Consider the following 22,863-nt stretch of genomic DNA (forward strand, 5'->3'; position numbering starts at 1 on the left):
AGGCTCATGACACCAGAAAGGTGATCGGGCCACACCCAAGCGTCTTTGGTCTCGACCAGTCAAGAGGCAGGAACGGTCCGCGGAATGAACGGCGAAGGACCGGGAACGGTCAGCGCGTTTTCCTCAACTCCCGCCACGCCACGTAGTGATCGACGAGGGTCTCCTCCAACGGCCGGTAGTGGATGCCCAGTTCCTCCACCCCGCGCCGGTTGTCGACCGCGAACCTGATCCCGAGGTGCTTGCGGATGTAGTCCTGGGTGAGCCCGAACGCGGGCCCCAGGATGCGCACCGGCCAGTGCGGGAGGCCGTGCGCGGGCAGCCGGTAGTTGCGCGGGAAGCGCTGCCGCAGGGCGCGTGACATGTCGAGGAAGGACGCCATCCGGGTCGCGGCGACGATGTAACGGCCGTGCGCGTCGGGGCGTTCGGCCGCCGCGATGTGCGCGCTCGCGACGTCCCGCACGTCGGCGACGGTGAAGCTGAAGTCGGGTGCCCCGTAGAAGAAGTAGCCCTTGAAGAGTTCGTCGAGGAGGAACAGGCTGCCGGAGTCGGAGGCCGGGGTCACTGAAGGGCCCAGGATCAGGCCGGGGTTGACGGAGACCATGCGCCAGCGGTCCTGTGCGTGTGCCGCGTCCCAGGCGGCGCGTTCGGCGACGGTCTTGGCGTAGTGGTACGGGTTGTTCTCGACCGTGCTGGTGGTGTTGACGTAGTCCTCGGAGAGGATCTCGTCCTTCATCTCCCGTACGTCGGCGTAGTCCCCGAAGATCGCGCCGACCGTCGAGGTGAACACCAACTTCTCGACGGTGGGCGTGCGTTCGATGCCGGCGAGGACGTTCCGGGTGCCGGTGAGCGCGGGGTCGACGACGTCCCGCCGGCCGTCCTTGATCTTCTCCGGCATGAGGAACGGCGACGCCACGTGGAACACGACCCGGCAGCCGTCCATCGCCGCGTCGAAGGAGCCCTCGGCCAGCAGATCGGCCTCGAACAGCTCCAGGGTGCCCGGGAATTGGGCCGCCATCGCCCGCAGCGGCGCGACCTTCGCCTCATTGCCGAGGGACCGCACGGTGGTGTGCACCCGGTAGCCGCGCTCCAGCAGTTGCCGGACCAGATGGCTGCCGACGAATCCGCTGCCGCCGGTCACCAACACCGTCTCGCCGCCGACACTCATCCCTGGCTCCGATCACCCGTGGCATCCAGCGCGCACGCTACAACGGTGATCGGTCCCGGGTCAGCGGTTCGGCCGGTACGACTCTCAACTCCCGCTTCCCGTATAGGCGGCCGTGGTCCGGTCGGCGGACGCGCGGGCCACCGCCTCGTCCTCGCCGCTCGCGACGTTGGCCGCGTACCAGGCCTCGCTGCTCAAGGTGACGAAGCGGCGGCCCTCCTCGGACGCCAGCCAGGCCATGGCGTCCTCGGGCTTCACGGGACTGGTGCCCGACAGGTTGCCGTCGAGCCCCAGGAGGATCGAGTCCCAGCCGACGCCCACCGCGCCGGGTCCGAACTCGGCCCACTTGGTGTCGTCGACATGGGCGATGTGCTCCAACTCGAAGTGCGTCCCGTCGCTCTCGGGCGTCAACCGCAGCTCGATCCAGCTGACTTCACCGCCGAACTCCCAGGTGGCGAAGAAGCTGTTGGGCGGGTCGCAGCGCTCGACGGTGCCGCCCGCGTTGCCCTGCAACTGGTACTTGCCACCCACCCGCAGTTCGCCGGTGACCGGCAGGAACCAGCGCGGGATGCGCTCGGGGTCGGTGCAGGCGTCCCAGACGTCGGCGACCGGTGAGTCGTAGGACTGGGCGATGGTGATCACTCGGGCCTCGCCCGCCTGGAAGTCGCGGCGGCCGACGCGGCGGCTCACGGAGTTGATCTGGTGGGTCACGTCGATCATGGGGTGCTCCTCGACTCGTCGGGGCTGTCGTCACCGGCCTCGCGGAGCCGGCGCTCACGCTTGCCCCGGGCCAACTCGGTTGCCAGGGCGTCCAGATGCGGGGTCCAGTAGCGGCGGAACCGGTCGAGCCAGGCGTCGATGTCCCGCAGCGGCTCGGAGTTCACCGCGTACAGGCGGCGGGTGCCGTCCGGCCGTACCGTCGCGAATCCGTTCTCCCGCAGCACCTTCAGATGCTGGGAGACCGCGGGCTGCGATATCCCGAACTCCCGCCGGACGGCATCACTGACCGTCCCGGCGGGCTGCTCGCCCTCGGCGAGCAGCTCCAGGATGCGGCGGCGCACGGGGTCTCCGAGCACATCGAAAGCGTGCATGAGCACCAAAGTATCACCAGTCGCTTATATAAGCGACCGGTGATACTTGGGGAGGGAGGTGGTGGGTCAGGCCAGCGGCTTCTCCAGCAGGGCCTTGCGGTGGCTGAACGTCTCGATGGAGTAGCGGCCGTGGTAGTTGCCCATGCCGCTCTCCCCGACGCCGCCGAACGGCAGGTCGGAGACGGTGAGATGGGCCAGCGGGAGGCCGTAGCCGACGGCGCCGGAGGAGGTCTCGGCGGCGATCCGGGCGCGGGTGTCGTCGGAGTCGGTGAACACGTACAGGGCGAGGGGCTTGTCGCGGTCGTTGATGAAGTCGATCGCCGCGTCGATCCCCGGGACGGTGACGATCGGCAGGATCGGGCCGAAGATCTCCTCCGCCATGACGGGCGCCTTCGGGTCCACGTCGGCCAGCACGGTCGGCGCGATGTACTTGTCGCCGCGGTCGCTGCGCCCGCCGACGACGACCCGGCCGGAGTCGAGCAGTCCGGCGAGCCGGTCGAAGTGCCGCTCGTTGACGATCCGGCCGTACTCGCCGGAGGTCTGCGGGTCGGCGCCGTAGACCTTCTCGACAGCGGTCACCAGCAGGGGTTCGAGCGCGGCGGCGGTCTCCGGGTCGGTCAGGACGTAGTCGGGGGCGACGCAGGTCTGGCCGGCGTTGAGGAACTTGCCACGCGCCAACCGGTCGGCGACGACGGCGAGATCGGCGTCGCGGTCGACGAACGCCGGTGATTTGCCGCCGAGTTCGAGGGCGACCGGGGTCAAGTGCTCGGCGGCGGCGCGCAGGACGATGCGGCCGACGGCGCCGTTGCCGGTGTAGAAGATGTGGTCGAAGTGCTCGGCGAGCAGGGCCGTGGTCTCGGGGATGCCCCCCTCGACGACGGCGACCGCGTCGGTGTCGAGGTAGGCGGGCAGCAGCCGGGCGACGGCGGCGGAGGTCGCAGGCGCCATCTCGCTGGGCTTGACGACGACCGCGTTGCCCGAGGCCAGCGCGCCGACGACCGGGGTCAGCAGGAGCTGGACCGGGTAGTTCCAGGGGGCGATCACGAGGACGACGCCGAGCGGGTCGTACTGCGTCCAGGCGGTCGCGTCCGTGCCGAGGTGGGCCGGTACGGGGGCCGACTCCGGGCGCAGCCACTCTTCGAGGTGGTCGAGGGTGTGGTCGATCTCGCGGATCGTGAAGCCGATCTCGGTGCGCTGGGCCTCGGCGGCGCTCTTGCCGAGGTCGACATGGAGGGCGGCGGCGAGGTCGTCGCCGTGCTCCGTGAGCAGGTCGCGCAGGCGGTGGAGCTGCGCGGTGCGCCACTCGACGGGCTTGGTGCGGCCGGTGCGGAAGGTGGCACGCAGTCGGGCCACGATGTCGGCGGGCTGCTCGGGACTGGGCTGGTTCACGGTGCCTCGCTGCTGGTGCGTGGGAGCTCTCTACGGACAGGTGTATATAGCAACCATTCATACACCGGGAAAAATTCCGGTGGGACCATGGTCGCCCCCCCACGTGAGGGCTGTCACATCCGCACGAGCTCCCGGCAACGGCGTTCCAGGTACCCGCGCTCCGCCGCGCTCTCCGTGCGGGCGAGGGCAGCCTCGTACGCCGCCACCGCCTCCGTATGCCGGCCCAGGCGGCGCAACAGATCGGCGCGCACCGCGTGCAGCACGTGGTAGTCGTCGAGGTCCAGCGCGTCCACGAGGTCCAGGGCCTTGCGCGGCCCGTCGACCTCGGCGACGGCGACGGCCCGGTTGAGGGCCACGACCGGGCTCGGTGCTACGGCCATGAGCTGGTCGTAGAGCTGGAGGATCTGTCCCCAGTCGGTCGCGTCCGCCGTCGACGCGTCGCTGTGCACGGCGTTGATCGCGGCCTGGATCTGGTAGGGACCGGGGTTGTTCAGTCGCAGGCACCGCCGGACGAGTGACTGGCCGTCGGCGATCAGCTCGCGGTCCCACCGGTCGCGGTCCTGCTCGGGCAGCGGCACCAGCTCGCCGTTCGTGCCCTCGCGGGCGGTCCGGCGGGACTCGATGAGCAGCATCAGGGCGAGGAGGCCGGTGACCTCGGGCTCGTCCGGCATCAGCTCGGAGAGGAGGCAGCCGAGGCGCAGGGCTTCGGCGCACAGTTCGGGCGAGTCGGTGTAGCCCTCGTTGAAGATCAGGTAGACGACGGCCAGCACGCCCTTGAGCCGGTCGGGGAGGTCGGCGTCGCGGGGCACCCGGTACGGGATTCTCGCGTCGCGGATCTTGGCCTTGGCGCGGACGAGGCGCTGGGCCATCGTCGGTTCCGGCACCAGGAAGGCGCGGGCGATCCGGGCGGTGGTGAGCCCGCCGAGCAGTCGCAGGGTGAGCGCGACCTGTGCCTGGGTGGCGAGCGCGGGGTGGCAGCAGGTGAAGATCAGGCGGAGCCGGTCGTCGCGCACGGGTCCCTCCTCGGCGGGCGCGTCGGACGCGTACAGCAGGGCGGCCTCGCTGTGCCGGGCCTCCCTGGAGGACTCGCGGCGCAGCCGGTCGATCGCGCGGTTGCGGGCGGTGGTGATGATCCACCCGGCCGGACTCGGCGGCACACCGGTCTCCGGCCACTTCTGTACGGCCGTGGTGAACGCGTCCTGGACCGCTTCCTCGGCGAGGTCGATGTCGCCGAGGAAGCGGACCAGGACCGAGACCGCGCGCCCGTACTCGGTACGGAAGACGGCCTCGATGTCGGTGTCGAACGCCATCAGTCCTCGGACGTGTTCATGAAGGGGCGCACCTCCACGGGCAGGGTGGTGGCCCAGGTCGCCCGCTTCCCCCACTCCAGGGCCGCGTCCAGGTCGGCCACCTTGATCAGGCAGAGCCCGCCCAGATACTCCTTGCCCTCGGCGTACGGGCCGTCGGTGATCAGGACGTCACCGTCCTTGGGGCGCAGCACGGTGGCCGTCTCCGGGCCGTGCAGTCCACCGGCGAAGACCCAGGCACCAGCAGCCTGGAGTTCGTCGTGGAAGACGTCCAGCTTGCGGCGGATCTCCGCCATCTCCTCGGGCGAGGGCATCTGTCCGTCGGTCGGCGTGATCACACTGAGCAGGTAGTGCTGCATGGTGTCCTCCATGGCGCAGGGGGGTTCTCGGAATCCCTTGGGGGATCTCTCACCTCCTACACGAACGCGATGCTCCCGGATCGACACCGCGCCTCAGCTTGAGTTCGGCCCTTCGCTCGTCCGATGTCGCCGGGTTGCCTGTTCGTAGGCCACGAGTGCTTCGTGATCCCCGAAAAGGGCAGGGCCGCAGTCCGCCGGAAGGTGCTGAACCACCAGGGCAATGGCCTCGTCCGCCGTGGCGGCCGGGCCCACAACCTGGTTCCGGAGCGGGCCGGCGACAAAGTAGGTGCCGCCGCGGGCGGGATGAACGTAGGGCACATCCCAGGTCCACGGATAGTCCGTGCAGCGGCTGAAGTGCAGCTCGCCCATGCTCACCCAGGGAAACAAGGTCCGCAGACGGGGTTCACCGCAAGCCGCTTCCACCAGCTCGGGCCGCACGCGCCCATCGTCACGCACTGCCTGCCAGCGTGCTTCTATCGCCGCTTCGACCGCCGCATCGTCGTTCATGCCCCTACCCTGCCCGAACCTGCTCAGGACACCGGCAGGATTTTCTCCGCGGGTCCGTCGACAGGCCCTTCCACGGGGTCCTGGTCAAGCACCGCCGTCAGCCGGGCAAGCAGTCGTACGAGGTCGCCGTGGTCGTCGATCGCGTCGAGCAGGCGGGTCTGGTCGGTGAGGAGGCGGTGCGCGGCGCGCTGGTGGAGGGTGCGGCCGCGGGCGGTGAGGTGGAGCAGGACGCGGCGGCGGTCGGCGCTGTCGGGGCGGCGGTAAACGAGGTTGTCGGCGACCATACGGTCCACCAGCTTGGTCAGGCTGGGTGCGGGCATCAGGGCCTGGTCGGCGATCTCGGTCATCGGATGTCCCTTGCCGTCCGCGATGATCGACAGGACCCGCCACTGCTCGACCGAGCAGTCCTCCTCGGCCAGTACGGCGGCCATGCGCAGGCCCAGTCGCCGCTCGGCGTGACTCAGCAGGTGGGCGAGGCCCGGCGACGGTACGGACGACATTGCCGCTGTCCTTCCGGTAGGTCTACTGTGCGCTTCAGATTACGAGCCTCTGCGAGGGCGCCGGGGCCGGGCCCGGTTTCCGTGCCCTCATGCCCTCACGGAGGTGGTCTGGTGCGTTCCCTGCCGCCCGGGCGGATCAGCGGCCCGGTCAGGACTCTGGTCGTGGCGCTGGTCGTGCCCCTGCGGGGTCCGGCGGGAGTCTTCGGTCCGTCCTGCGAACTGGCCGCGCAGCTTGCCGTGGAGGAACTCAACGCCACGGGCGGGGTGTTGGGCCGCGAGGTCCGGCTGATCGTGGTGGACGGCGGCGCCCCGGCGGAGCAAGTGGCCGCCGAGGTCGAGGTGTTGGTGTCGATGCGCGCGGTCGACGCGGTGGTCGGCTGGCACACCTCGGCGGTCCGCAAGGCGCTGGTGCCGCGCATCGCGGGCCGGGTGCCGTACGTCTACACCGCGCAGTACGAGGGCGGCGAGCGCACGCCCGGCGTGTTCCTGACCGGCGAGACCGATGCGGCCCAACTCATGCCCGCGATGCGCCTGTTGGCGGAGGAGACGGGCGCGCGACGCTGGTGCACGGTGGGCAACGACTACGTGTGGCCGCGCGTCACCGCACGGGCCGCGCGCCGCTACGCCCGGGAGTGCGGCGGCCGGGTCCGCGACGAGATCTTCGTCCCGCTGGGCACCTACGAGTTCGGCCCGGTCCTGCGCCGCGTCGAGCGCTGCGAGGCGGACGCCGTACTGATGCTGCTCGTCGGGGACGACGCGGCACGCTTCAACAGGGCCTTCGCCGCCCATGGGTTGCACCAGCGCTGTCTGCGGCTGAGCACCCACATGGACGAGAACATCCTGCTGGCCACCGGCGCGGAGGCCACCGAGGGACTGTGGGCGGCGGCCGGCTACTTCGAGACCCTCGCCACCGCCGAAAGCCTTGATTTCAGCGGGCGTTACGCGGCCCGCTTCGGCGTGGAGGCACCCGTCGTGGGCAGCCTCGGCGAGTCGTGCTTCGAAGGCGTACGGCTGCTGGCGGCACTGGCGGAGCGGGCGCGGTCGCTCGATGTGGGCGCCATGTGCGCGCTCGGCGGCACGGTTTCGTACGAGGGCCCGAGAGGCGTACTGCGCCTGCACGGCAATCACCTCCGCCAACGGCTGTATCTGGCGCGGGCGGACGCCTTCGACTTCGACATCGTCGCCCAACTCTGACCTCCCCCACCTGCCAGGACCGAGGCTACCTTCCCGCAGGAATAGTTTCCACAGGAAGTATCAATTAAATCTACGCGCGTCGCCAAAAGAATTTTGAAAGGTCTCTCATTTAAAGCGTCCGAAACGGCCGGGAAACAATTCGGCGTGACTCTTCCGTCCAACTCCCCCGGGCCGTCCGGGAGATGACCCACACCCGTGGAAGAGGGAAGTGTCGTGACGGAGATCGTCGACAAAGAGGCGCCGGCAACGGCTGCCGGACGGACCTACAACGACTGGGCGCAGAACGACACGCTGGAGGACTACTCGCTGCGCTACGCGCCGAAGTCCTTCCGGCGCTGGACGCCGTACGTGGTGGCCACCACCGCGCTCGGCGGCATCGCGTACCTCGCCGACTTCGCCATCGGCGGCTCGATCGCGATCTCGAACGGCTTCTCCAGCGCCATGGTGGCGATCCTGGCGGCGGCGGTGACGATCTTCCTCACCGGCATCCCGATCTCGTACTACTCGGCCAAGTACTCGATCGACATGGACCTGTTGACCCGGGGCGCGGGCTTCGGCTACCTCGGCTCGACCCTCACGTCGGTGATCTACGCCAGCTTCACCTTCATCTTCTTCGCCCTAGAGGGCTCGATCATGGCGCAGGCCCTGGACCTGGGCCTCCACATCCCCCTGGCCGTCGGCTACTTGATCTGCTCGCTGATCATCCTGCCGCTGGTGATCTACGGCATGACCGCGCTCTCCAAGATGCAGGTGTGGACGCAGCCGGTGTGGCTGGTGCTGATGGTCGCGCCGTTCGTGTCCATCGCGATCCAGGAGCCGGGCAAGTTCTCGCAGTTCACGCACTTCGCGGGCAACTCCCCCACCGGGTCCAGCATCAGCATGCTCGGGGTCGGTGCGGGCGCCGGTGTGGCGCTGTCGCTGATCGCGCAGATCGGTGAGCAGGTCGACTATCTGCGCTTCATGCCCGACAAGACCCCGCAGAACGCCAAGAAGTGGTGGGGCGCGGTGCTCTCCGCCGGTCCCGGCTGGGTGATCCTCGGTGCGGCGAAGCAGATGGGCGGCGCGTTCCTGGCCTTCTACATCGCCGGCAGCGTCGGTCTGGCCAAGGCCAACGAGCCCATCCAGCAGTACGTGCACGGCTTCAAGACCTTCGCCGCCCCGGTCGCCCTGGGCCTGGCCACGTTCTTCGTGATCCTCTCCCAGATAAAGATCAACTCGACGAACGCGTACTCCGGTTCGCTGTCCTGGTCGAACTTCTTCTCCCGCCTGACACACCGTCACCCGGGCCGCGTGGTCTACATCTTCCTCAACGTCGGCATCGCCCTGGCCCTGATGGAGGGCGGCGTCTTCGGCTTCCTCAACACGGTCCTCGGCTTCTACTCCAACGTGGCGATCGCCTGGATCGGCGCGGTAGTTGCCGACCTCGTCATCAACAAGCCGCTCAAACTAAGCCCGTCCTACATCGAGTTCAAGCGCGCCCACCTCTACAACTTCAACCCGGTCGGCTTCGGCTCGATGCTCATCGCCTCGGCCGTCTCCATCGCCGCGTACTTCGAGGCGTTCGGCGACTACGGCAAGGCGTACTCCCCCTTCATCGCCCTGTTCCTGGCGATGGTCCTCTCGCCCCTGTTCGCGTACCTCACCAAGGGCAAGTACTACATCGCCCGTCTCGACGACCTGGAGGAGCCGCTGCTGGGCCCCGACGGGCTGCCTTCGGCCGTGGAGCTGACCTGCACGGTCTGCGCGACGGCCTTCGAGCGCCCCGACGTGGCCAACTGCCCCTTCCACTCCGGCCCGATCTGCTCCCTCTGCTGCAGCCTGGACAAGGACTGCCACGACTCCTGCAAGACCGGCCCCGGCGCCACCGGCCCGGTCGACCTCGCGATGCCCGCCGTACGCTCGGCCGACTGACCCACCGCGTCCCCGACGCTCCGGCCCGCGTCCCGCGACACGGGCCGGAGCGTCGCGCGTGAGCGGCCCCGCCGATCGGGAGAATCACCCCCATGACCTCCCACGATCTCGTCACCCGCGCCCGACGACTGGCGGACGACCTCCTCGCCCCGCGCGCCGAACAGGTGGACCAGGAGGGCGTACCGGCGAGCCACATCGAGGCGATCAAACAGTCCGGCCTGCTGGGCGTCAGCGCCCCCGTGGCCTACGGCGGCTCGGCGGCCCCCGGCGCGGTGGCGCGCGAGACGGCGGAGATCCTGGCCGGGGCGTGCTGTTCCACCTGGTTCGTGCAGACGCAGCACCACACGCCCGTCATGACCTTGGCGAAGAGCGAACTGCCCGTGCGGGAAAGGCTGTTGGGCCCGCTCTCGCGAGGTGAGCTGATGTCCGGGGTGGCGTACGCGCATCTGCGGGCGTATCCCCGGATCCCGGTGCGGGTGTCGCGGGAGCGGGGCGGCTGGCGGTTCGACGGGACGGTGCCCTGGTACACGGGCTGGGGCCTGAACGACGTGATGCTGCTCGCGGGGGTGACGGACGCGGACGAGGCGCTGTTCGCGTTCACCGAGGCGCGGGAGCAACCCGGCCTGCGGTCCTCGACTCCGATGCGGCTGGCGGCACTTACCGCGTCCCGGACGGTGTCGCTGGAGCTGGACGGTCTGTGGCTCCCCCAAGAGGCGGTGGCCCTGCACGTGCCGTACGCACAGTGGGCGGAGGCGGACCGCCCGAAGCCGACGAACGCGGCACCGGCGGTGTTCGGAGTCGCGGCGGCGGCGCTCGCCCTGCTGGACGAGAACACCGCAGCCCCGCTCCGCTCCCGACTCGACGAGGTACGCGAACAGGCCTACGCCCTGGCCGAACACCCGGTGCCGCACGAGCACTTGGCCGAGCGGCTGGCGCTCAGGACACAGGCGTACGAGGTGCTGATGACGGCCACGACGGCGGCCGTGGTTGCCGGGGGCGGCAGATCCCTGTCCTTGACGAGCAGGGCCCAACGCCTCGCGCGCGAAGCCCTGTTCCTGCTGGTTCAGGGCCAGACGGCGGAGTCGAGAGCGGCCCACTTGAAAGTACTGGCCGACGCGTAATTCGCTTGACCCGGTCGCGGAGCGACGCTGCACTGTGGCGGGGCATCACGGGACGTGGTGCCGGTATCCCCGGGGAGGCAGCGACAGTGGTGGAGATCCGTCCCACGACCGACGAGGACCTGGACGTGTTCGTCGACACGCTCCATGCCGCCTTCGGGCTCTTCCCGGAGACCCCGACCGACGGGGGCGGCCTCTGGTGGTCGGCGCTCGAAATGGACCGCTGTCTGCTCGCCACGACGGCGGACGGCCGGACCGTCGGGACCGCCGGCGCGCACTCCTTTGAGCTCACGCTGCCCGGCGAGATCGTCGTCCCGGTCGGCGGGGTGACCGCCGTCGGCGTTCTGGCCTCGCACCGGCGTCAGGGTGTGCTCAGCGCGATGATGCGCCATCAGCTCACCGAGCTGCGGTCCCGCGGGGAGGCCCTCTCCGTGCTGCTGGCCTCCGAGGCCCTGATCTACCGCAGGTTCGGCTACGGACCGGCGACCTACACGCAGCGCCTGACGGTGCCGCGCCACCGGGCCGCCCTCACCCCGCCCCGGGCGCGCGACACGGTCGGCGGCTCGGCGTCCGACTCGGCTTCCGGCTCGGTCGAGTTGCTGCCCCGCGCCAAGTGCGGCGACATCCTGGAAGAGGTCTACGACCGCTACCGCCGCGCGCAGCCCGGCGCGCTGTCCCGGCCGCACCGCTGGTGGGCCCTGCGCGCGGGGCAGCCCCCGATCTCGCCGAAGCCGCGCTATGTCGCCGTCCACCGAGACGCCGACGGGGTCCCGGACGGCTACGCCAGCTATGCGCTCGGTGAATCCAAAACCCTGACCGTGGACGAGACCATCGCCACCGATGACGCCGTCTTCACGGCGCTGGCCCGGTTCGTGCTCGGCCACGACCTGGTCGATCAGGTGGTGTTCAGGCACTTCCCGCCCGGCCACCCGCTGCGCTGGCAGCTCACGGACTTCCGCGCCGGAGAGGTGAGCGGCGACACCGACTGGCTCTGGGTACGGCTGCTGGACGTCCCGCGTGCGCTGACCGCGCGCGGCTGGTCGACGGACGGCGAGCTGGTCCTCGCCGTCGACGACCCGTTCCTCGAGGAGCACGGCCGCTACCTGCTCACCGTTCGGGACGGCAAGGCCGACTGCGTCCTCACCGGCAGGGAGCCCGATCTGTCCATGGACATCAGCGACCTGGGCTCGGTCTACCTCGGCGGCACCGCCCCGAGCACGCTCGTGCGAGCCGGTCACATCCGGGCCCACCGCCCGGGCGCGGCCACCCTCGCCGACGCGCTCTTCCGGGCCGATCGCTCCCCGCACTGCCTGCACTGGTTCTGACCACAGGTCAACTGGCGAACGGCACCTGTGCCTCGGCAGGCTTCTGCCCGCCCACCGGGTGCCGCCAGATACCCTCCGCGGCCAGCCTCGGCAACACCCCTTCCCCGAACCAGTACGCCTCCTCCAGGTGCGGATACCCGGACAGCACGAACTCCTCGATGCCCAGGGCCGCGTACTCCTTGATCCGCTCGGCGACCTCTTCGTGGCTGCCGACCAGAGCCGTTCCCGCTCCACCCCGGACCAGTCCGATCCCGGCCCACAGGTTGGGGTGGATCTCCAGCCCGTCCCGGCCGCCCCCGTGCAGGGCCAGCATCCGCTGCTGCCCTTCGGACTCGCTCCGCGCGAGCCCGGCTTGCACGGACTTCACGGTGTCGGGGTCGAACCCTTCGAGCAGCCGGTTCGCCTCGGCCCAGGCCTCCGCCGACGTGTCACGCGTGATCACATGCAGCCGGATGCCGAACCGAAGCGTCCGCCCCTCCTTCGCCGCCAGCCCCCTGATCCACGCGATCTTCTCGGCGACCTGAGCGGGCGGCTCGCCCCAAGTGAGGTACACGTCCACGTACTTCGCGGCGATCTCGCCCGCGATCGGCGACGATCCCCCGAAGTACACCTCGGGCACCGGCTCGGGCAACCGCGCCAACTTCGCGTCCTCGACGCGCAGATGCTCGCCGGACAGGTCCACGGTCTTGCCGTCCCACAACTGCCGGACGATCTCCAGGAATTCGCCGGTACGGCGGTACCGGTCGTCCTTGTCGAGGAAGTCCCCGTAGGCCCGCTGCTCGTGGCTCTCGCCGCCGGTGACGACGTTGAGCAACAGCCGTCCGCCGGACTGCCGTTGGAACGTGGACGCCATCTGCGCGGCGAGCGTCGGCGAGACGAAGCCGGGCCGGAAGGCGACCAGGAACTTCAGGCGTTCCGTGTGCTGGCTGACCATGGCGGTGGTCAGCCACGCGTCCTCGCACCAGGCGCCGGTGGGCGTGAGAGCGCCCACGAATCCCAGATCCTCCGCCGCGCGGGCGATCTGGCTCAGATAGGCGACCGTCGGCGGCCGGTCCCGTCCGGAGGCGGTGGCGGGGGTGCCGTGACCGCCGCCGACGACATGGCGGCTGTCCCCGTTGGTGGGGAGGAACCAGTGGAAGGTGAGGGACACGTGGGGTTCTCCGATCCGGACTGTCCTGAAGGCGGTTAGAGGAGGCCGTGGCGGGGCGGCCTGGTGCCGTTGAGCAGGTACCTGCCGATGTGCTGGATCTTCCAGCGCGCCGGGTCGTGCAGTGTGTGGGTGCGGGCGTCCCGCCAATGGCGGTGCAGGTTCAGCGAGTTGAGGGCCGAGCGGGTGCCCGCCACCTCGAACAGGGCGCCCGCCACCTCCACGGCCGTCTGCGCCGCGTGCACCTTGGCCGCCGCCACCGCGATGGAGGCCTCCGCCGCCGAGTCGTCGGTCAGGTTGGCGCGCGCGGCGTCCACGGCCCGGGCCGCCTGGATCAGCAGGGCCTCGGACGCCCGTACCTGGATGGCGAGTTCACCGAACCGCTGGATCAGCAGCGGGTCTTCGGCGGCGGTGTCCACCCCGCTCTCGAACCACGGGCGGCTCTTCGTCCGTACGAACTCGGCCGCTTCGGCCAGGGCTCCGCCGGCGATTCCGGCGTCGATGGCCGCGTGGAGCAACTGGGCCACGGCGCCATGGAGTTGGGGGCCCTCGAAGGTGAGGTGGTGGGGCAGGACCCGGTCCGCCGGGACGGAGACCGCCTCCAGCCGGACCGTGCCGCTGGCCGTCGTACGCTGGCCCATTCCGTCCCAGTCGTCGACGACCGTGACGCCCTCGGCGTCGCTCGGGACGTACGCGACATGCAGGTTGTCGTCCTCGGTGCGGGCGAGGACGGGGATCCAGTCGGCGAAGAGGGCGCCGGTGGAGTAGTGCTTGACGCCGGTCAACTCGTAGGAGCCGTCGGGCCGGCGTGCCAGCCGGGTGCGGATGTCCTGGACGTGTTTGGTGCCGGCCTCCGACTGGGCGTTGCCGAAGCGGCGGCCCGCAAGGAGTTCGGTGAAGAAGAACTTCCGCTGGTCCGGGGTGCCCTGACGGCGGATCACGTTGACGTAGGCGAAGTGGCTCTGCGGGATCTGGGCGAGGCTTCCGTCTGCGGAGCCGAGCAGGCGGAAGATCTCGGCGAGGGTCCCGGAGCTCACGTCGGCGCCGCCGTACTCGGCGGGCACGGTGACGGCGAGCAGCCCGGAGTCGGAGAGCCGGTCCAACTCGGCGCGCGGGAGCCTGCGTTCGCTGTCGCGGGCGGAGGCTCCGGCGCGGAACTCGTCGGCGAGCGCGGCGGCGAGGACGAGGGCCTCGGCGTCGTCGGCGATCACATGAGCGTTCGGACGGGCGGTCATGGTGGTCAGCTCGCCGCCGCCAGGAGCGGGGTGCGGCCGAGGGCCGCCGAGAACTGGTCCACCACCTGCGTGAGCGCCTCGGTGGTGCCCGGGGCCACGGTGAGCGAGCCGTCCTCGTGGGCGGTGATGTCCTTGTCGAGGGTGAACCAGCCCTGGACTATGTGGGCCGCACCCATGGAGTTCAGGACCGGGCGGAGCGCGTAGTCGATGGCCAGCACATGTGCGGTGGACCCACCGGTGGCGAGCGGCAGCACGGTCTTGCCGGTGAGGGCGTACTGCGGGAGCAGGTCGAGCAGCGCCTTGAGGACTCCGGAGTAGGAGGCCTTGTAGACGGGGGTGCCCACGACGACGCCGTCGGCGCGGGCGAAGAGTTCGGTCGCCTCGACGATCGCCGGGTGGCGGAAGTCCGCGCCGAGCAGGGCCTCGGCGGGGATGGTGCGCACGTCGAGCGGGATCACCTCGTGCCCCTGGGCGATCAGCCGCTTGTCCAGGTGGCGCAGGAGCCGGTTGGTGCGGGAGGAGACGGAGGGGCTGCCGGAGACGGACAGGACGGTGGCCATGGGTCCTCTTTCTGGTCTGCTGCGGGGCGATCAGGCGTGCACGGAGACGGACTCGGCCTCGGCGTCGGGGAGTTGGGCCTCCAGTTCGCGGACCAGGGGCAGTACCCGCTTGCCGAAGTACTCGACCTCCTCGTGGTAGTGCAGGAAGCCCAGCAGGAGAAGGTCGACGCCCAGCTTCCGGTAGGCGACGATCCGTTCGGCGATCTGCTCCGGGGTGCCGATGAGCCCCGTACGGAAGCCGTCGTTGTACTGCACCAGGTCCTCGAACGTGGAGTCCTGCCACATGCCCTTGCCGTCGGCCGAGGACTGCCCGGCCTGCTTCACCGCGGCGCCAAATCCCTCGACGGCCTCGCGATCGGCCTTGGCGACGATCTCGCGGAGCGTGTCGCGGGCCTCGGCCTCGGTGTCGCGGGCGATGAGGAAGCCGTTGAGGCCGAACTTCGGTGCGGTGCGGCCGACTTGGGCCGCCGAGTGGCGTACGTCGGCGATCTGCTCGGTGACGCCGTCGAAGTCCTTGCCGTTGGAGAAGTACCAGTCGGAGACGCGGCCGGCCATCGCGCGGGCGGCGGTGGAGTTGCCGCCCTGGAAGATCTCGGGGTGCGGTCGTTCGGGGGTGTTGAGGGGCTTGGGCTTGAGGGAGAAGTCGCGCAACCGGTAGAAGTCCCCGGCGAGTTCGGTGTGGTCCTCGGTCCAGATCTGGCGCAGGGCCTGGATGAACTCCTCGGAGCGGCGGTAGCGCTCGTCGTGCTCCAGCCAGGGTTCGCCGAGCGCGGTGAACTCGCCCTTGAACCAGCCGGACACGACGTTGACGGCGAAGCGGCCGCCCGACAAGTGGTCGGCGGTGGCGCCGAGTTTGGCGAGAACGCCCGGGTGCCACAGGCCCGGGTGGACGGCGGCGATGACCTTCAGGCGCTGGGTGGCGAGGAGGAGGGCGAGACTGAAGCTGGTCGACTCGTGCTGGAACTCGGCGCCGTAGCTGGCCATGTAGCGGACCTGGCTGAGCGCGTACTCGAAGCCGTTGTTCTCGGCGAGGACGGCGAGTTCGCGGTTGTACTCGTAGCTCCAGTCGGTGCGTTGCTCGATCTTGCTGGTGACGAGTCCCCCGCTGACGTTGGGGACCCAGTAGGCGAATTTCACGGGCGCTGCGGACACAGGGAACTCCTGTTGCGGAATATGTTTCCGGGCACGCCGAATCCGGCCGGAGCGATATCCGGCGAATGTCGGGCGGAGGCGGAAAGAGGGCGGCGGATCGGGAGCGAGAAAGAGGGGATCAGGCCGCGGTGCAACAGGAGGCACTGGAGACGCGCGCGAGGTCGACGTGGCGTCGCCGCGTGAGGTCGAGTCGCATCTTCATGTCGTCGATCGTGGCAGCCGTCCGCGAGGACCGTCAAGGAAAACCCGACCGGTCTCGTATCGCGGACCATTGAATTTCACGAAGGTGTGACAGGGAAACCCTTGAACGGCCCGGGAAATCGGCCGCATTCTGCGGGCATGCGGACCGAACAGCTGGAATACATCGCGGCCGTGACCCGGCTCGGCTCGCTGCGCCGGGCCGCCGAGGAACTGCGCCTGTCGCAGCCCGCGTTGAGCGAGACCGTGCGCAATCTCGAACGCGAACTCGGCGTCGACCTCCTGGAACGCAAAAGGACCGGCGCGACGATGAGCACGGCGGGCCGGGAGCTGCTGCCGAAGATCGTCGATGTGCTGGACGCGGTGGACCGGCTGCGGGCGGCGGCGGGCGAGCGGCACCGGATCAGTCGCATGGTGCGGGTGGGCACGGTGAACGCGGCGACCGTGCCGCTGCTGCTGCCCGTCGTCCGGGAGTTCCGCGCCTCGCATCCGCTCACCCAGGTCGAGGTGGTCGGCGCGCAGCAGACGGACATCCATCGGGCGCTGGCGGAGGGCGGTTTCGATCTCGGGCTGGTCAATCACCTCGACGGAGACGACATGCCGGCCGACTTCGAGTCCACCGAGCTGCTGTCCGGGCTGCCGGTGGTGTGCGTGCGTCCCGACAGCCCGCTGGCGGCCCGGCCTATCGTAAGTGTGGACGACCTACTCACCGAACCGCTGATCGGTATGCGCTCCGGCTATGTGATGCACCGCTATGTCCACCGGCTGCTCCATGGGCGGGGACCCGCCTTCGCCTACTCGACCGACGGCGCCGAGATGGGCAAGCTCATGGTCGCGGAGGGCCTGGGGGTGACGGTCCTGCCCGACTTCAGCGTGATCGGGGACCCGCTGGAGCGGCTCGGCGCGATCACCTACCGGCCGATCGCGGGCGACACCGCCCGGGTGCTGCTGATGCTGCGCCGCCGCCGCGCGGAGTCCGTGCCACAGGCGGCCGGGGATCTGCACGAGGCGTTCGTGCGCCGGGCGCGCGAGCTGGGCGAGACACAGGGCTGAGGCCGGTCCGCTGTGTGGTCAGTCCTCGTCGCCCACCGGGACGACCACGAGGAACGCGTCGGACTTCAGGTCCATGACGACCCGGGCGGGCTGACCCTCGGCGCGGCGCCGGGCCGCGAACTCCTCGGCGGGCCATGATCCGCGCGGGGCTCCCGCCGGAAACCGCTCCAACACCTTCGCGCCCATGTCCGCAGACACCTCCAGCATCGTCCTTCGGCTCCCCACGGGGACCGTCGTACCCATGCGCCTGCCCCCGATCGGCGTGGACATGCACATCACCGCGGCGCCGAGGGGACGTACGCCGGTCGGGTGACAGCCGCATCCGTCGGCGGTGCCCGGCCGGAAGCACCTCACAGCCGCCTTTACCTGTCCCCCGGAGTGCGCACCATGAACGTCTCGGTCGTCCTGTTCACCTCGGACCTGCGTCTGCACGACCACCCCGCGCTGCGGGCCGCCGACGGGGCCCGCCAGGTGGTCCCCCTGTTCGTGCGCGACCGGGCTGTGGCGGACGCCGGGTTCGCCGCGCCCAACCGGCTCGCGTTCCTCGCCGACTGTCTGCGCGATCTCGACGCGGGACTGCGCGAACGAGGCGGCCGGCTGGTGGTCCGGTCCGGTGATGTCGTCGCCGAGGTGTGCAAGGTGGCCGCCGAGACCGACGCGGACGAGGTGCACATGGCGGCCGACGTCAGCGGTTACGCGCAGCGGCGCGAGCAGCGGCTGCGGCGGGCGCTGGAGGCGGAGGGGCGGCGGCTGCACGTCCACGACACGGTGACCACGGCCGTTGCCCCCGGTGCGGTGACCCCCGCCTCCTCGGACCACTTCGCGGTCTTCACGCCGTACTTCCGGCAGTGGTCGGGGGTCCATCTGCGCGCTCCGCTCGCCGCGCCGCGCACCGTGCGGGTCCCGGAGGGTGTCGGTTCCGAGGAACTGCCGTCCCACACCGGCATCGCGAGCCTTTCACCGGGCCTCGCCACCGGCGGGGAGACGGCAGGCCGCAGGGAGTCGAGCCGTTGGCTGCGCGACGGGATCGCCGCGTACGAGGACATCCACGACGACCTCGCCGGGGACGCCACCTCCCGCCTCTCCCCGCACCTGCACTTCGGCACCCTCTCCCCCGTCGAACTCGTCCACCGGGCACGGCGGTCGGCCGGACCGGGCGCCGAGGCGTTCGTACGGCAGCTCGCCTGGCGCGACTTCCACCGCCAGGTGCTGGCGGCCAGGCCCGCGTCCGCGAGCGCCGACTACCGTACGAAGCACGACCGTTGGCGGTCCGAGACCATGGCCCGTGCGGACATCGCGGCCTGGAAGGAGGGCCGTACCGGCTATCCACTGATCGACGCGGCGATGCGCCAACTGCGCCACGAGGGCTGGATGCACAACCGGGGACGGCTGCTGACGGCGAGCTTCCTCACCAAGACGCTCTACGTGGACTGGCGGATCGGCGCCCGGCACTTCCTCGACCTCCTGGTCGACGGTGATGTGGCGAACAACCAGCTCAACTGGCAGTGGATGGCTGGCACCGGCACCGACTCGCGCCCCAACCGCGTGCTCAATCCCGTGACCCAGGCCAAGCGGCACGACCCGGACGGCGTGTACGTCCGCCGCTGGGTTCCCGAACTCGCCGAGCTGGACGGGCCGTTGGTGCACGAGCCGTGGAAACTCAAGGGACTTGAGCGGGTCGCGCTCGGCGACTATCCGGATCCGATCGTCGAACTCGCCGACGGGCTGGCGCGGTTCCGGCGAGGACGGTCAGGTGACTGAGGCCCCGTACGCCGACGACAGAAGGTCCACGGCGTCGGTGAGTGTCGTCGGCCGTACCGCGCCCCGCGCCGAGGTGCCGGACCAGCCGGGACCGGCCAGCACCACCGAGGGCTGTCGTCGCGCGCCCTTCACGCCCCAGCGGAGGTCGGCGATGTGCCGGGCCAGCGGCGGGTTCGCCGTGGAGCGCGCCTGTGCCCACAGGACGACGGCCGCAGGTCCCAGCCTCCGCACCGCCGCGGTGAGCGCCTCGGCGGGTACGGCGGCGCCGAACATCCGGGTGGGCAGGGCGAGTTCACCCAGTGCGGCGTTGAGCGCCTCGATCGGCAGGGTGTGCTGTTCGCCGGGTACGCAGGCCAGGACGACGGGCGGGGCGTCCGGCTGCCGTCCCGGAGCCGGGGTGCGGCGGCGCAGGGCGGTGGAGACCTGCCAGGACAGCAGATGCTCCACCTCGACGTAACGGTCCCCGGACGAGGCCCACTTGCGGCCCACCGCGTGCAGGGTCGGCACCATCACCTCCTGCCAGGAGACGACGACGCCGTACCGGTCGACGACGTCGGCGAGTTGGCGCTCGACGGCCGGTGAGTCGAGCCGGACGGCGGCGCGGGCGAGGCCCCGGCACTCCTGGCGCACATCGCCGAGGGGCAGGGTGCCGGCCGCCCGCGAGCGGCCGGGGGCGCGGGCGGGTCGCTCCGCGTGCGCACCGGCGGCTTCTCGGGCCGCGTGGGCCGCCTCGGCCGGGGGCACGCCCGACGAGGTCAGCCGGCACATCTCCTCCAGCAGTGCCACGTCACGCGGGGTCCAGCGCCGGTGCCGTCCCTCGGCGCGGACGGCGGGCCCGATGCCGTAGCGCTGTTCCCAGGATCTCAGCGTGGTGGGTGCCACGCCCAGTCGGCGGGCCAACGCGCCGGTGGTCAGGGGGAGTTCGGCGGCGGACCGGTTCGGTGCGTCCCGGTCGGCGGGCAACTCGCTCATGCCGTGACTATACGACGCAGAATCGACGCGAGTTGATGGCCTTGATCCCCGGCTCCCAGGATGGACGAACCGGGGCATGTCCCGGCAGACATCCCCCACCGCCGTGGCGCCGAGGACTCGACGCGGGCGGTCGCCGTCCGACGTGAGGAGCCGTCGTCATGGGCCCGCAGCACAGCGCCGCCCCTCCGAGCCCGGTGGCGGAGGCGCGCACCGACGAGGAACTGGCCGGCGGGCTGGTGGCGGGCGACGAGGACTGCCTGGCCGCCGTGTACCACCGCTGGTCGCCCCTCGTGCTCACGCTGGCCTGGCGCTCACTGGGCGATGCCAAGGAGGCCGAGGACGTGACCCAGCAGGTGTTTCTCGGGGTGTGGCGCGGGCGGCTGGGTTTCCGTCCCGAGCGCGGCGCGATCGGCGCCTGGATCGTCGGCATCACGAGGCGCAGGATCGCCGACGCCCTGTCCGCCAGGACCCGCCGACTGCACCTCGTGGCCGCCGCCGGGGCCGCCCTGCCCCTCGCCGATCCCGCCACCCCCGGGGCCGACACCGCCCTCGACCGCGTCCTCGTCCTGCGCGAACTGGCCCGGCTGCCCGCGCCCCAGCAGCGGGTGCTGCGGCTGACGTACTACGAGGACCTCACCCAGACCCAGATCGCACGGCGTACCGGCTGGCCGCTGGGCACGGTCAAGAGCCATGCCCGACGAGGGCTCCACCAGCTGCGTCGCAGCCTCCGGCACGACGAACAGGCTGACCACTACACATAAAGGGTGAATAAGGAGCAGAATGGAGTGAAGCGGCTCTTACCGCACACCGCACCAGACGCGGTCAGGCCAGCCAAGTCAAAGGAGACGAGTCATGGCCAACGTCTCGCACACCAGAGGTGACATAGCGAGCCACCCTGATGTCTCCGAAATGCAGGCGCGCTACGCCCGCATGCTCGGTGGACGCGATGTGGCGCTCGTGGACGGACCGGTGTTCCTGCTCGGTCTGTACTGCGCCGTATCCCCGTGGATACTCCACTACACGACGAGCCAGCCGGCGCTCGTGCCGCACAACCTGATCGTCGGCATCGCGATCGGCCTGCTGGCCCTCGGGTTCACCAGGGCGCCGGAGCGCATGTACGGCCTCAGCTGGGCGATGAGCGCCCTGGGTGTCTGGATGATCGTCTCGCCGTGGATCGTCGGCGACAGCCCCGACAAGGGCGTCATCCTGAACAACGTCATCATCGGCGGGCTGGCCGTGCTCCTGGGCATCGTGTGTGCCGCCACCGCGGCGCGGACCACGCCCAAGCCGTAGACGCAGAGAGACCGGAGAGGAAGCCACGCCCCCTTCAGCGGTCGCCCGGCACCAGCCACGGCGACTGCGGGAGGGGGCTGCCGGTTTCGAGGACCGACTTCAGGTTGGACAGCACGGCCGGCCAGCCGCCGGACACGTCGGACAGCTCGCCCTCGTCGGCGAGGTCCTCGTGGGTGACGGTGAGGCGCACAATGTCCTCGTGTCGCCGGATGTCGTAGGTGACGCGGGAGTATGTGTCCTCCTCGCCCTCGTTCTCCGGCGAGGTCCACGTGGTCACCAGGCGGTTCGGGCGGTCGCTCTCGACGACGGTCCCGACGACGTCGGCGATGCCGGAACCGTCGGTGCGCACGTGCTCCCAGCGCGAACCCTCCCGCCAGTCGGACACATTGCTGTGCCCCCAGTAGGCGGCGGTCAGATCGGCGTCGGTGAGGGCGTCCCAGACCTTCTCGGGCGTGCTCGCGATGTAGGTGACGTAGACGAATGTCGGTTTGTCGGTCATGGCTTCCTCGGCTCGTCGCTTGAGGTCTCCGAGCGCGCGCAGCCGCGGGCGCTCGAACTTGTCGATCCAGCGCTGCTGTATCTCGTGCAGCGGGACCGGATTGAGGTAGTGCAGCTTCTCCCGCCCGCGCCGCACCGTGCTGACCAGGTTGGCGGCCTCCAGGACGGCCAGATGCTGGGTCACCGACTGGCGGGTCATGTCGATCCGCCCGCACAGCTCCCCGAGCGTCTGCCCGTTGTGCTCGTGCAGCCGGTCCAGCAGCCGCCGCCGGGTCTCGTCGGCGAGCGCTTTGAAGACCGCGTCCATACCTGGGTCATGTTCGGATCGCACACTCAACGTTATGCAGGCAGTTACCTGCATGTCAAGACGGGCGTTACGACGGGTCGGGATGTGTTCGTCTCAGCCCAGGAAAGCGCCCAGTTCACGGCGGTGCGCGGACACCCAGTCGTGCGCGGCCCGGATCTCCTCCACGTCACCGCTCGCCAGCAGTTCTGCCATGCCCCGTTCACCGCGCTCGGCACCGGCCTCGATACCGCGCCGGCAGCGGTCCTGCCACCACAGGACGGTGTCGACGAGCCGGCCGCTGTCGTCGAGGCCGTACGCCTCGCAGATCAGCGCGATCCGGCGGGCGGTCTCGCGCACGTCGGTGACGGCCGGGCCGAGGTCCAGGTACTGCCAGCAGACATGGGCGACGTCGTGGACGCGCTCGCCCGGGGCGGCGAGGTCCCAGTCGACGAAGGCCAGCGGGCGCCAAGTGGTGTCGTAGACGGTGTTCTTGGGGGCCAGGTCGTTGTGGCAGACCACGTCCTGATCGCCGGCCGGCGGTGTGCCGTGGGTCAAGTCGTGGAAGGCGCGGACGAGTTGTGCGATCCGGACCAGGGTGTCGTCACTGCGAGCGGCGGACCGCTCGTCGGGGTTCACGGCCGCCCGGCCCTCGATGTACCGGAACACCTCCCGCCCTCGCTCGTCCGTACCGAGAAGGCGCGGCGCCCCGGCCCACCCCCGCCGCTCGAACAGCGCGAGCAACTCGCTGACGTACAGCGCCCGTTCGGAGGGAGTACGGCGTACGGTCGCCCCGACCCGTACGACCTCGTTGACCGCGCCTCCGCCGAGCACCGACTCCTCCACGC

The 22,863-nt window shown here is 70.4% G+C and carries 24 protein-coding genes and 1 pseudogene; 8 read left to right on the forward strand and 17 right to left on the reverse strand.

The annotated features are described in order from the left end of the window. Positions 1 to 109: 109 nt before the first annotated feature. The 8 genes and pseudogenes from JHN45_RS09680 to JHN45_RS09715 form a co-directional block, all read right to left on the reverse strand. On the reverse strand, positions 110 to 1,165 hold the full coding sequence (locus JHN45_RS09680) for an NAD-dependent epimerase/dehydratase family protein (RefSeq protein WP_201048708.1): 1,056 nt from the start codon (positions 1,163 to 1,165) through the stop codon (positions 110 to 112). Between the two features lie 84 nt (positions 1,166 to 1,249). Further along, complete coding sequence (locus JHN45_RS09685; RefSeq protein ID WP_201048709.1) at positions 1,250 to 1,882, reverse strand: SRPBCC family protein; 633 nt, start codon at positions 1,880 to 1,882, stop codon at positions 1,250 to 1,252. After that, positions 1,879 to 2,253 (reverse strand): helix-turn-helix transcriptional regulator, encoded by a 375-nt coding sequence (locus JHN45_RS09690; RefSeq protein WP_201048710.1) that lies wholly within the window; start codon positions 2,251 to 2,253, stop codon positions 1,879 to 1,881. The genes JHN45_RS09685 and JHN45_RS09690 overlap by 4 nt, the downstream gene beginning before the upstream one ends. A gap of 66 nt (positions 2,254 to 2,319) precedes the next feature. Next, positions 2,320 to 3,651 (reverse strand): annotated as a pseudogene (locus tag JHN45_RS09695) (aldehyde dehydrogenase family protein); the annotation flags it as partial. Between the two features lie 104 nt (positions 3,652 to 3,755). After that, a complete protein-coding gene (locus tag JHN45_RS09700) occupies positions 3,756 to 4,952 on the reverse strand; it encodes an RNA polymerase sigma factor (RefSeq protein WP_201048712.1) in 1,197 nt (398 codons plus the stop codon). Then, positions 4,952 to 5,308 carry a YciI family protein gene (locus JHN45_RS09705; RefSeq protein ID WP_200709633.1) on the reverse strand — a complete coding sequence of 119 codons (357 nt, stop codon included), beginning with the start codon at positions 5,306 to 5,308 and terminating at the stop codon, positions 4,952 to 4,954. The genes JHN45_RS09700 and JHN45_RS09705 overlap by 1 nt, the downstream gene beginning before the upstream one ends. A 93-nt stretch (positions 5,309 to 5,401) precedes the next feature. Continuing rightward, entirely contained in the window at positions 5,402 to 5,815 is a 414-nt protein-coding gene (locus tag JHN45_RS09710) for a DUF6193 family natural product biosynthesis protein (protein WP_201048713.1), read from the reverse strand. A gap of 23 nt (positions 5,816 to 5,838) precedes the next feature. After that, complete coding sequence (locus tag JHN45_RS09715; RefSeq protein ID WP_200709632.1) at positions 5,839 to 6,315, reverse strand: MarR family winged helix-turn-helix transcriptional regulator; 477 nt, start codon at positions 6,313 to 6,315, stop codon at positions 5,839 to 5,841. Positions 6,316 to 6,426: 111 nt separating this feature from the next. Here JHN45_RS09715 and JHN45_RS09720 point away from each other — a divergent pair, with 111 nt between their 5' ends. The 4 genes from JHN45_RS09720 (at position 6,427) to JHN45_RS09735 (ending at position 11,863) form a co-directional block, all read left to right on the forward strand. Then, complete coding sequence (locus JHN45_RS09720; protein ID WP_201048714.1) at positions 6,427 to 7,509, forward strand: substrate-binding domain-containing protein; 1,083 nt, start codon at positions 6,427 to 6,429, stop codon at positions 7,507 to 7,509. Positions 7,510 to 7,722: 213 nt separating this feature from the next. Beyond that, positions 7,723 to 9,420 carry a cytosine permease gene (locus tag JHN45_RS09725; RefSeq protein ID WP_201048715.1) on the forward strand — a complete coding sequence of 566 codons (1,698 nt, stop codon included), beginning with the start codon at positions 7,723 to 7,725 and terminating at the stop codon, positions 9,418 to 9,420. Positions 9,421 to 9,512: 92 nt separating this feature from the next. Beyond that, positions 9,513 to 10,541: an acyl-CoA dehydrogenase family protein gene (locus JHN45_RS09730; protein WP_201048716.1), complete on the forward strand. Its 1,029-nt coding sequence runs from the start codon at positions 9,513 to 9,515 to the stop codon at positions 10,539 to 10,541. An 89-nt stretch (positions 10,542 to 10,630) separates the two neighbouring features. Beyond that, complete coding sequence (locus tag JHN45_RS09735) at positions 10,631 to 11,863, forward strand: GNAT family N-acetyltransferase (RefSeq protein WP_201048730.1); 1,233 nt, start codon at positions 10,631 to 10,633, stop codon at positions 11,861 to 11,863. A 7-nt stretch (positions 11,864 to 11,870) separates the two neighbouring features. Here the strand turns inward: JHN45_RS09735 and JHN45_RS09740 are convergent, their stop codons facing one another. From JHN45_RS09740 to JHN45_RS54655, 5 genes are all read right to left on the reverse strand, one after another. Next, the gene (locus tag JHN45_RS09740; protein ID WP_201048717.1) at positions 11,871 to 13,013 is read right to left on the reverse strand and encodes an LLM class flavin-dependent oxidoreductase; all 1,143 of its coding nucleotides are present in this window, start codon (positions 13,011 to 13,013) and stop codon (positions 11,871 to 11,873) included. 35 nt (positions 13,014 to 13,048) lie between these two features. Continuing rightward, positions 13,049 to 14,245, reverse strand: coding sequence for an SfnB family sulfur acquisition oxidoreductase (locus JHN45_RS09745; RefSeq protein WP_201048718.1), 1,197 nt, complete (start codon positions 14,243 to 14,245; stop codon positions 13,049 to 13,051). A 5-nt stretch (positions 14,246 to 14,250) separates the two neighbouring features. Then, the gene (gene ssuE / locus JHN45_RS09750; protein ID WP_201048719.1) at positions 14,251 to 14,805 is read right to left on the reverse strand and encodes an NADPH-dependent FMN reductase; all 555 of its coding nucleotides are present in this window, start codon (positions 14,803 to 14,805) and stop codon (positions 14,251 to 14,253) included. Positions 14,806 to 14,835: 30 nt separating this feature from the next. Then, positions 14,836 to 15,957, reverse strand: a complete 1,122-nt coding sequence (gene sfnG / locus JHN45_RS09755; RefSeq protein WP_201048720.1) for a dimethylsulfone monooxygenase SfnG — start codon at positions 15,955 to 15,957, stop codon at positions 14,836 to 14,838. Between the two features lie 118 nt (positions 15,958 to 16,075). Next, positions 16,076 to 16,159 (reverse strand): putative leader peptide, encoded by an 84-nt coding sequence (locus tag JHN45_RS54655; RefSeq protein WP_350966533.1) that lies wholly within the window; start codon positions 16,157 to 16,159, stop codon positions 16,076 to 16,078. Between the two features lie 137 nt (positions 16,160 to 16,296). Here JHN45_RS54655 and JHN45_RS09760 point away from each other — a divergent pair, with 137 nt between their 5' ends. Further along, the gene (locus JHN45_RS09760) at positions 16,297 to 17,208 is read left to right on the forward strand and encodes a LysR family transcriptional regulator (protein ID WP_200709623.1); all 912 of its coding nucleotides are present in this window, start codon (positions 16,297 to 16,299) and stop codon (positions 17,206 to 17,208) included. A gap of 18 nt (positions 17,209 to 17,226) precedes the next feature. Here the strand turns inward: JHN45_RS09760 and JHN45_RS09765 are convergent, their stop codons facing one another. Continuing rightward, positions 17,227 to 17,415: a hypothetical protein gene (locus JHN45_RS09765; RefSeq protein WP_026178612.1), complete on the reverse strand. Its 189-nt coding sequence runs from the start codon at positions 17,413 to 17,415 to the stop codon at positions 17,227 to 17,229. Positions 17,416 to 17,595: 180 nt separating this feature from the next. Between JHN45_RS09765 and JHN45_RS09770 the strand changes: the two genes are divergently transcribed. Further along, positions 17,596 to 18,969: a deoxyribodipyrimidine photo-lyase gene (locus tag JHN45_RS09770; protein ID WP_201048721.1), complete on the forward strand. Its 1,374-nt coding sequence runs from the start codon at positions 17,596 to 17,598 to the stop codon at positions 18,967 to 18,969. On the opposite strand, the gene JHN45_RS09775 is transcribed toward JHN45_RS09770, so the two are convergent. After that, a complete protein-coding gene (locus JHN45_RS09775) occupies positions 18,958 to 19,941 on the reverse strand; it encodes a MerR family transcriptional regulator (RefSeq protein ID WP_201048722.1) in 984 nt (327 codons plus the stop codon). The genes JHN45_RS09770 and JHN45_RS09775 overlap by 12 nt on opposite strands. 158 nt (positions 19,942 to 20,099) lie before the next feature. Between JHN45_RS09775 and JHN45_RS09780 the strand changes: the two genes are divergently transcribed. Both JHN45_RS09780 and JHN45_RS09785 read left to right on the forward strand, forming a co-directional pair. Then, positions 20,100 to 20,702, forward strand: coding sequence for a sigma-70 family RNA polymerase sigma factor (locus JHN45_RS09780; protein WP_201048723.1), 603 nt, complete (start codon positions 20,100 to 20,102; stop codon positions 20,700 to 20,702). Positions 20,703 to 20,793: 91 nt separating this feature from the next. After that, positions 20,794 to 21,234, forward strand: coding sequence for an SPW repeat protein (locus tag JHN45_RS09785; protein WP_200709619.1), 441 nt, complete (start codon positions 20,794 to 20,796; stop codon positions 21,232 to 21,234). A gap of 34 nt (positions 21,235 to 21,268) precedes the next feature. Here JHN45_RS09785 and JHN45_RS09790 read toward each other — a convergent pair whose 3' ends face one another. Together JHN45_RS09790 and JHN45_RS54340 are read right to left on the reverse strand one after the other, a co-directional pair. Further along, positions 21,269 to 22,039, reverse strand: coding sequence for a metalloregulator ArsR/SmtB family transcription factor (locus JHN45_RS09790; RefSeq protein WP_200709618.1), 771 nt, complete (start codon positions 22,037 to 22,039; stop codon positions 21,269 to 21,271). A 93-nt stretch (positions 22,040 to 22,132) separates the two neighbouring features. Continuing rightward, entirely contained in the window at positions 22,133 to 22,861 is a 729-nt protein-coding gene (locus JHN45_RS54340; RefSeq protein ID WP_201048724.1) for a phosphotransferase, read from the reverse strand. Positions 22,862 to 22,863: the final 2 nt, after the last annotated feature.

Origin of the sequence: Streptomyces sp. MBT53, assembly GCF_016654115.1 — a bacterium.
Lineage (GTDB): Bacteria > Actinomycetota > Actinomycetes > Streptomycetales > Streptomycetaceae > Streptomyces.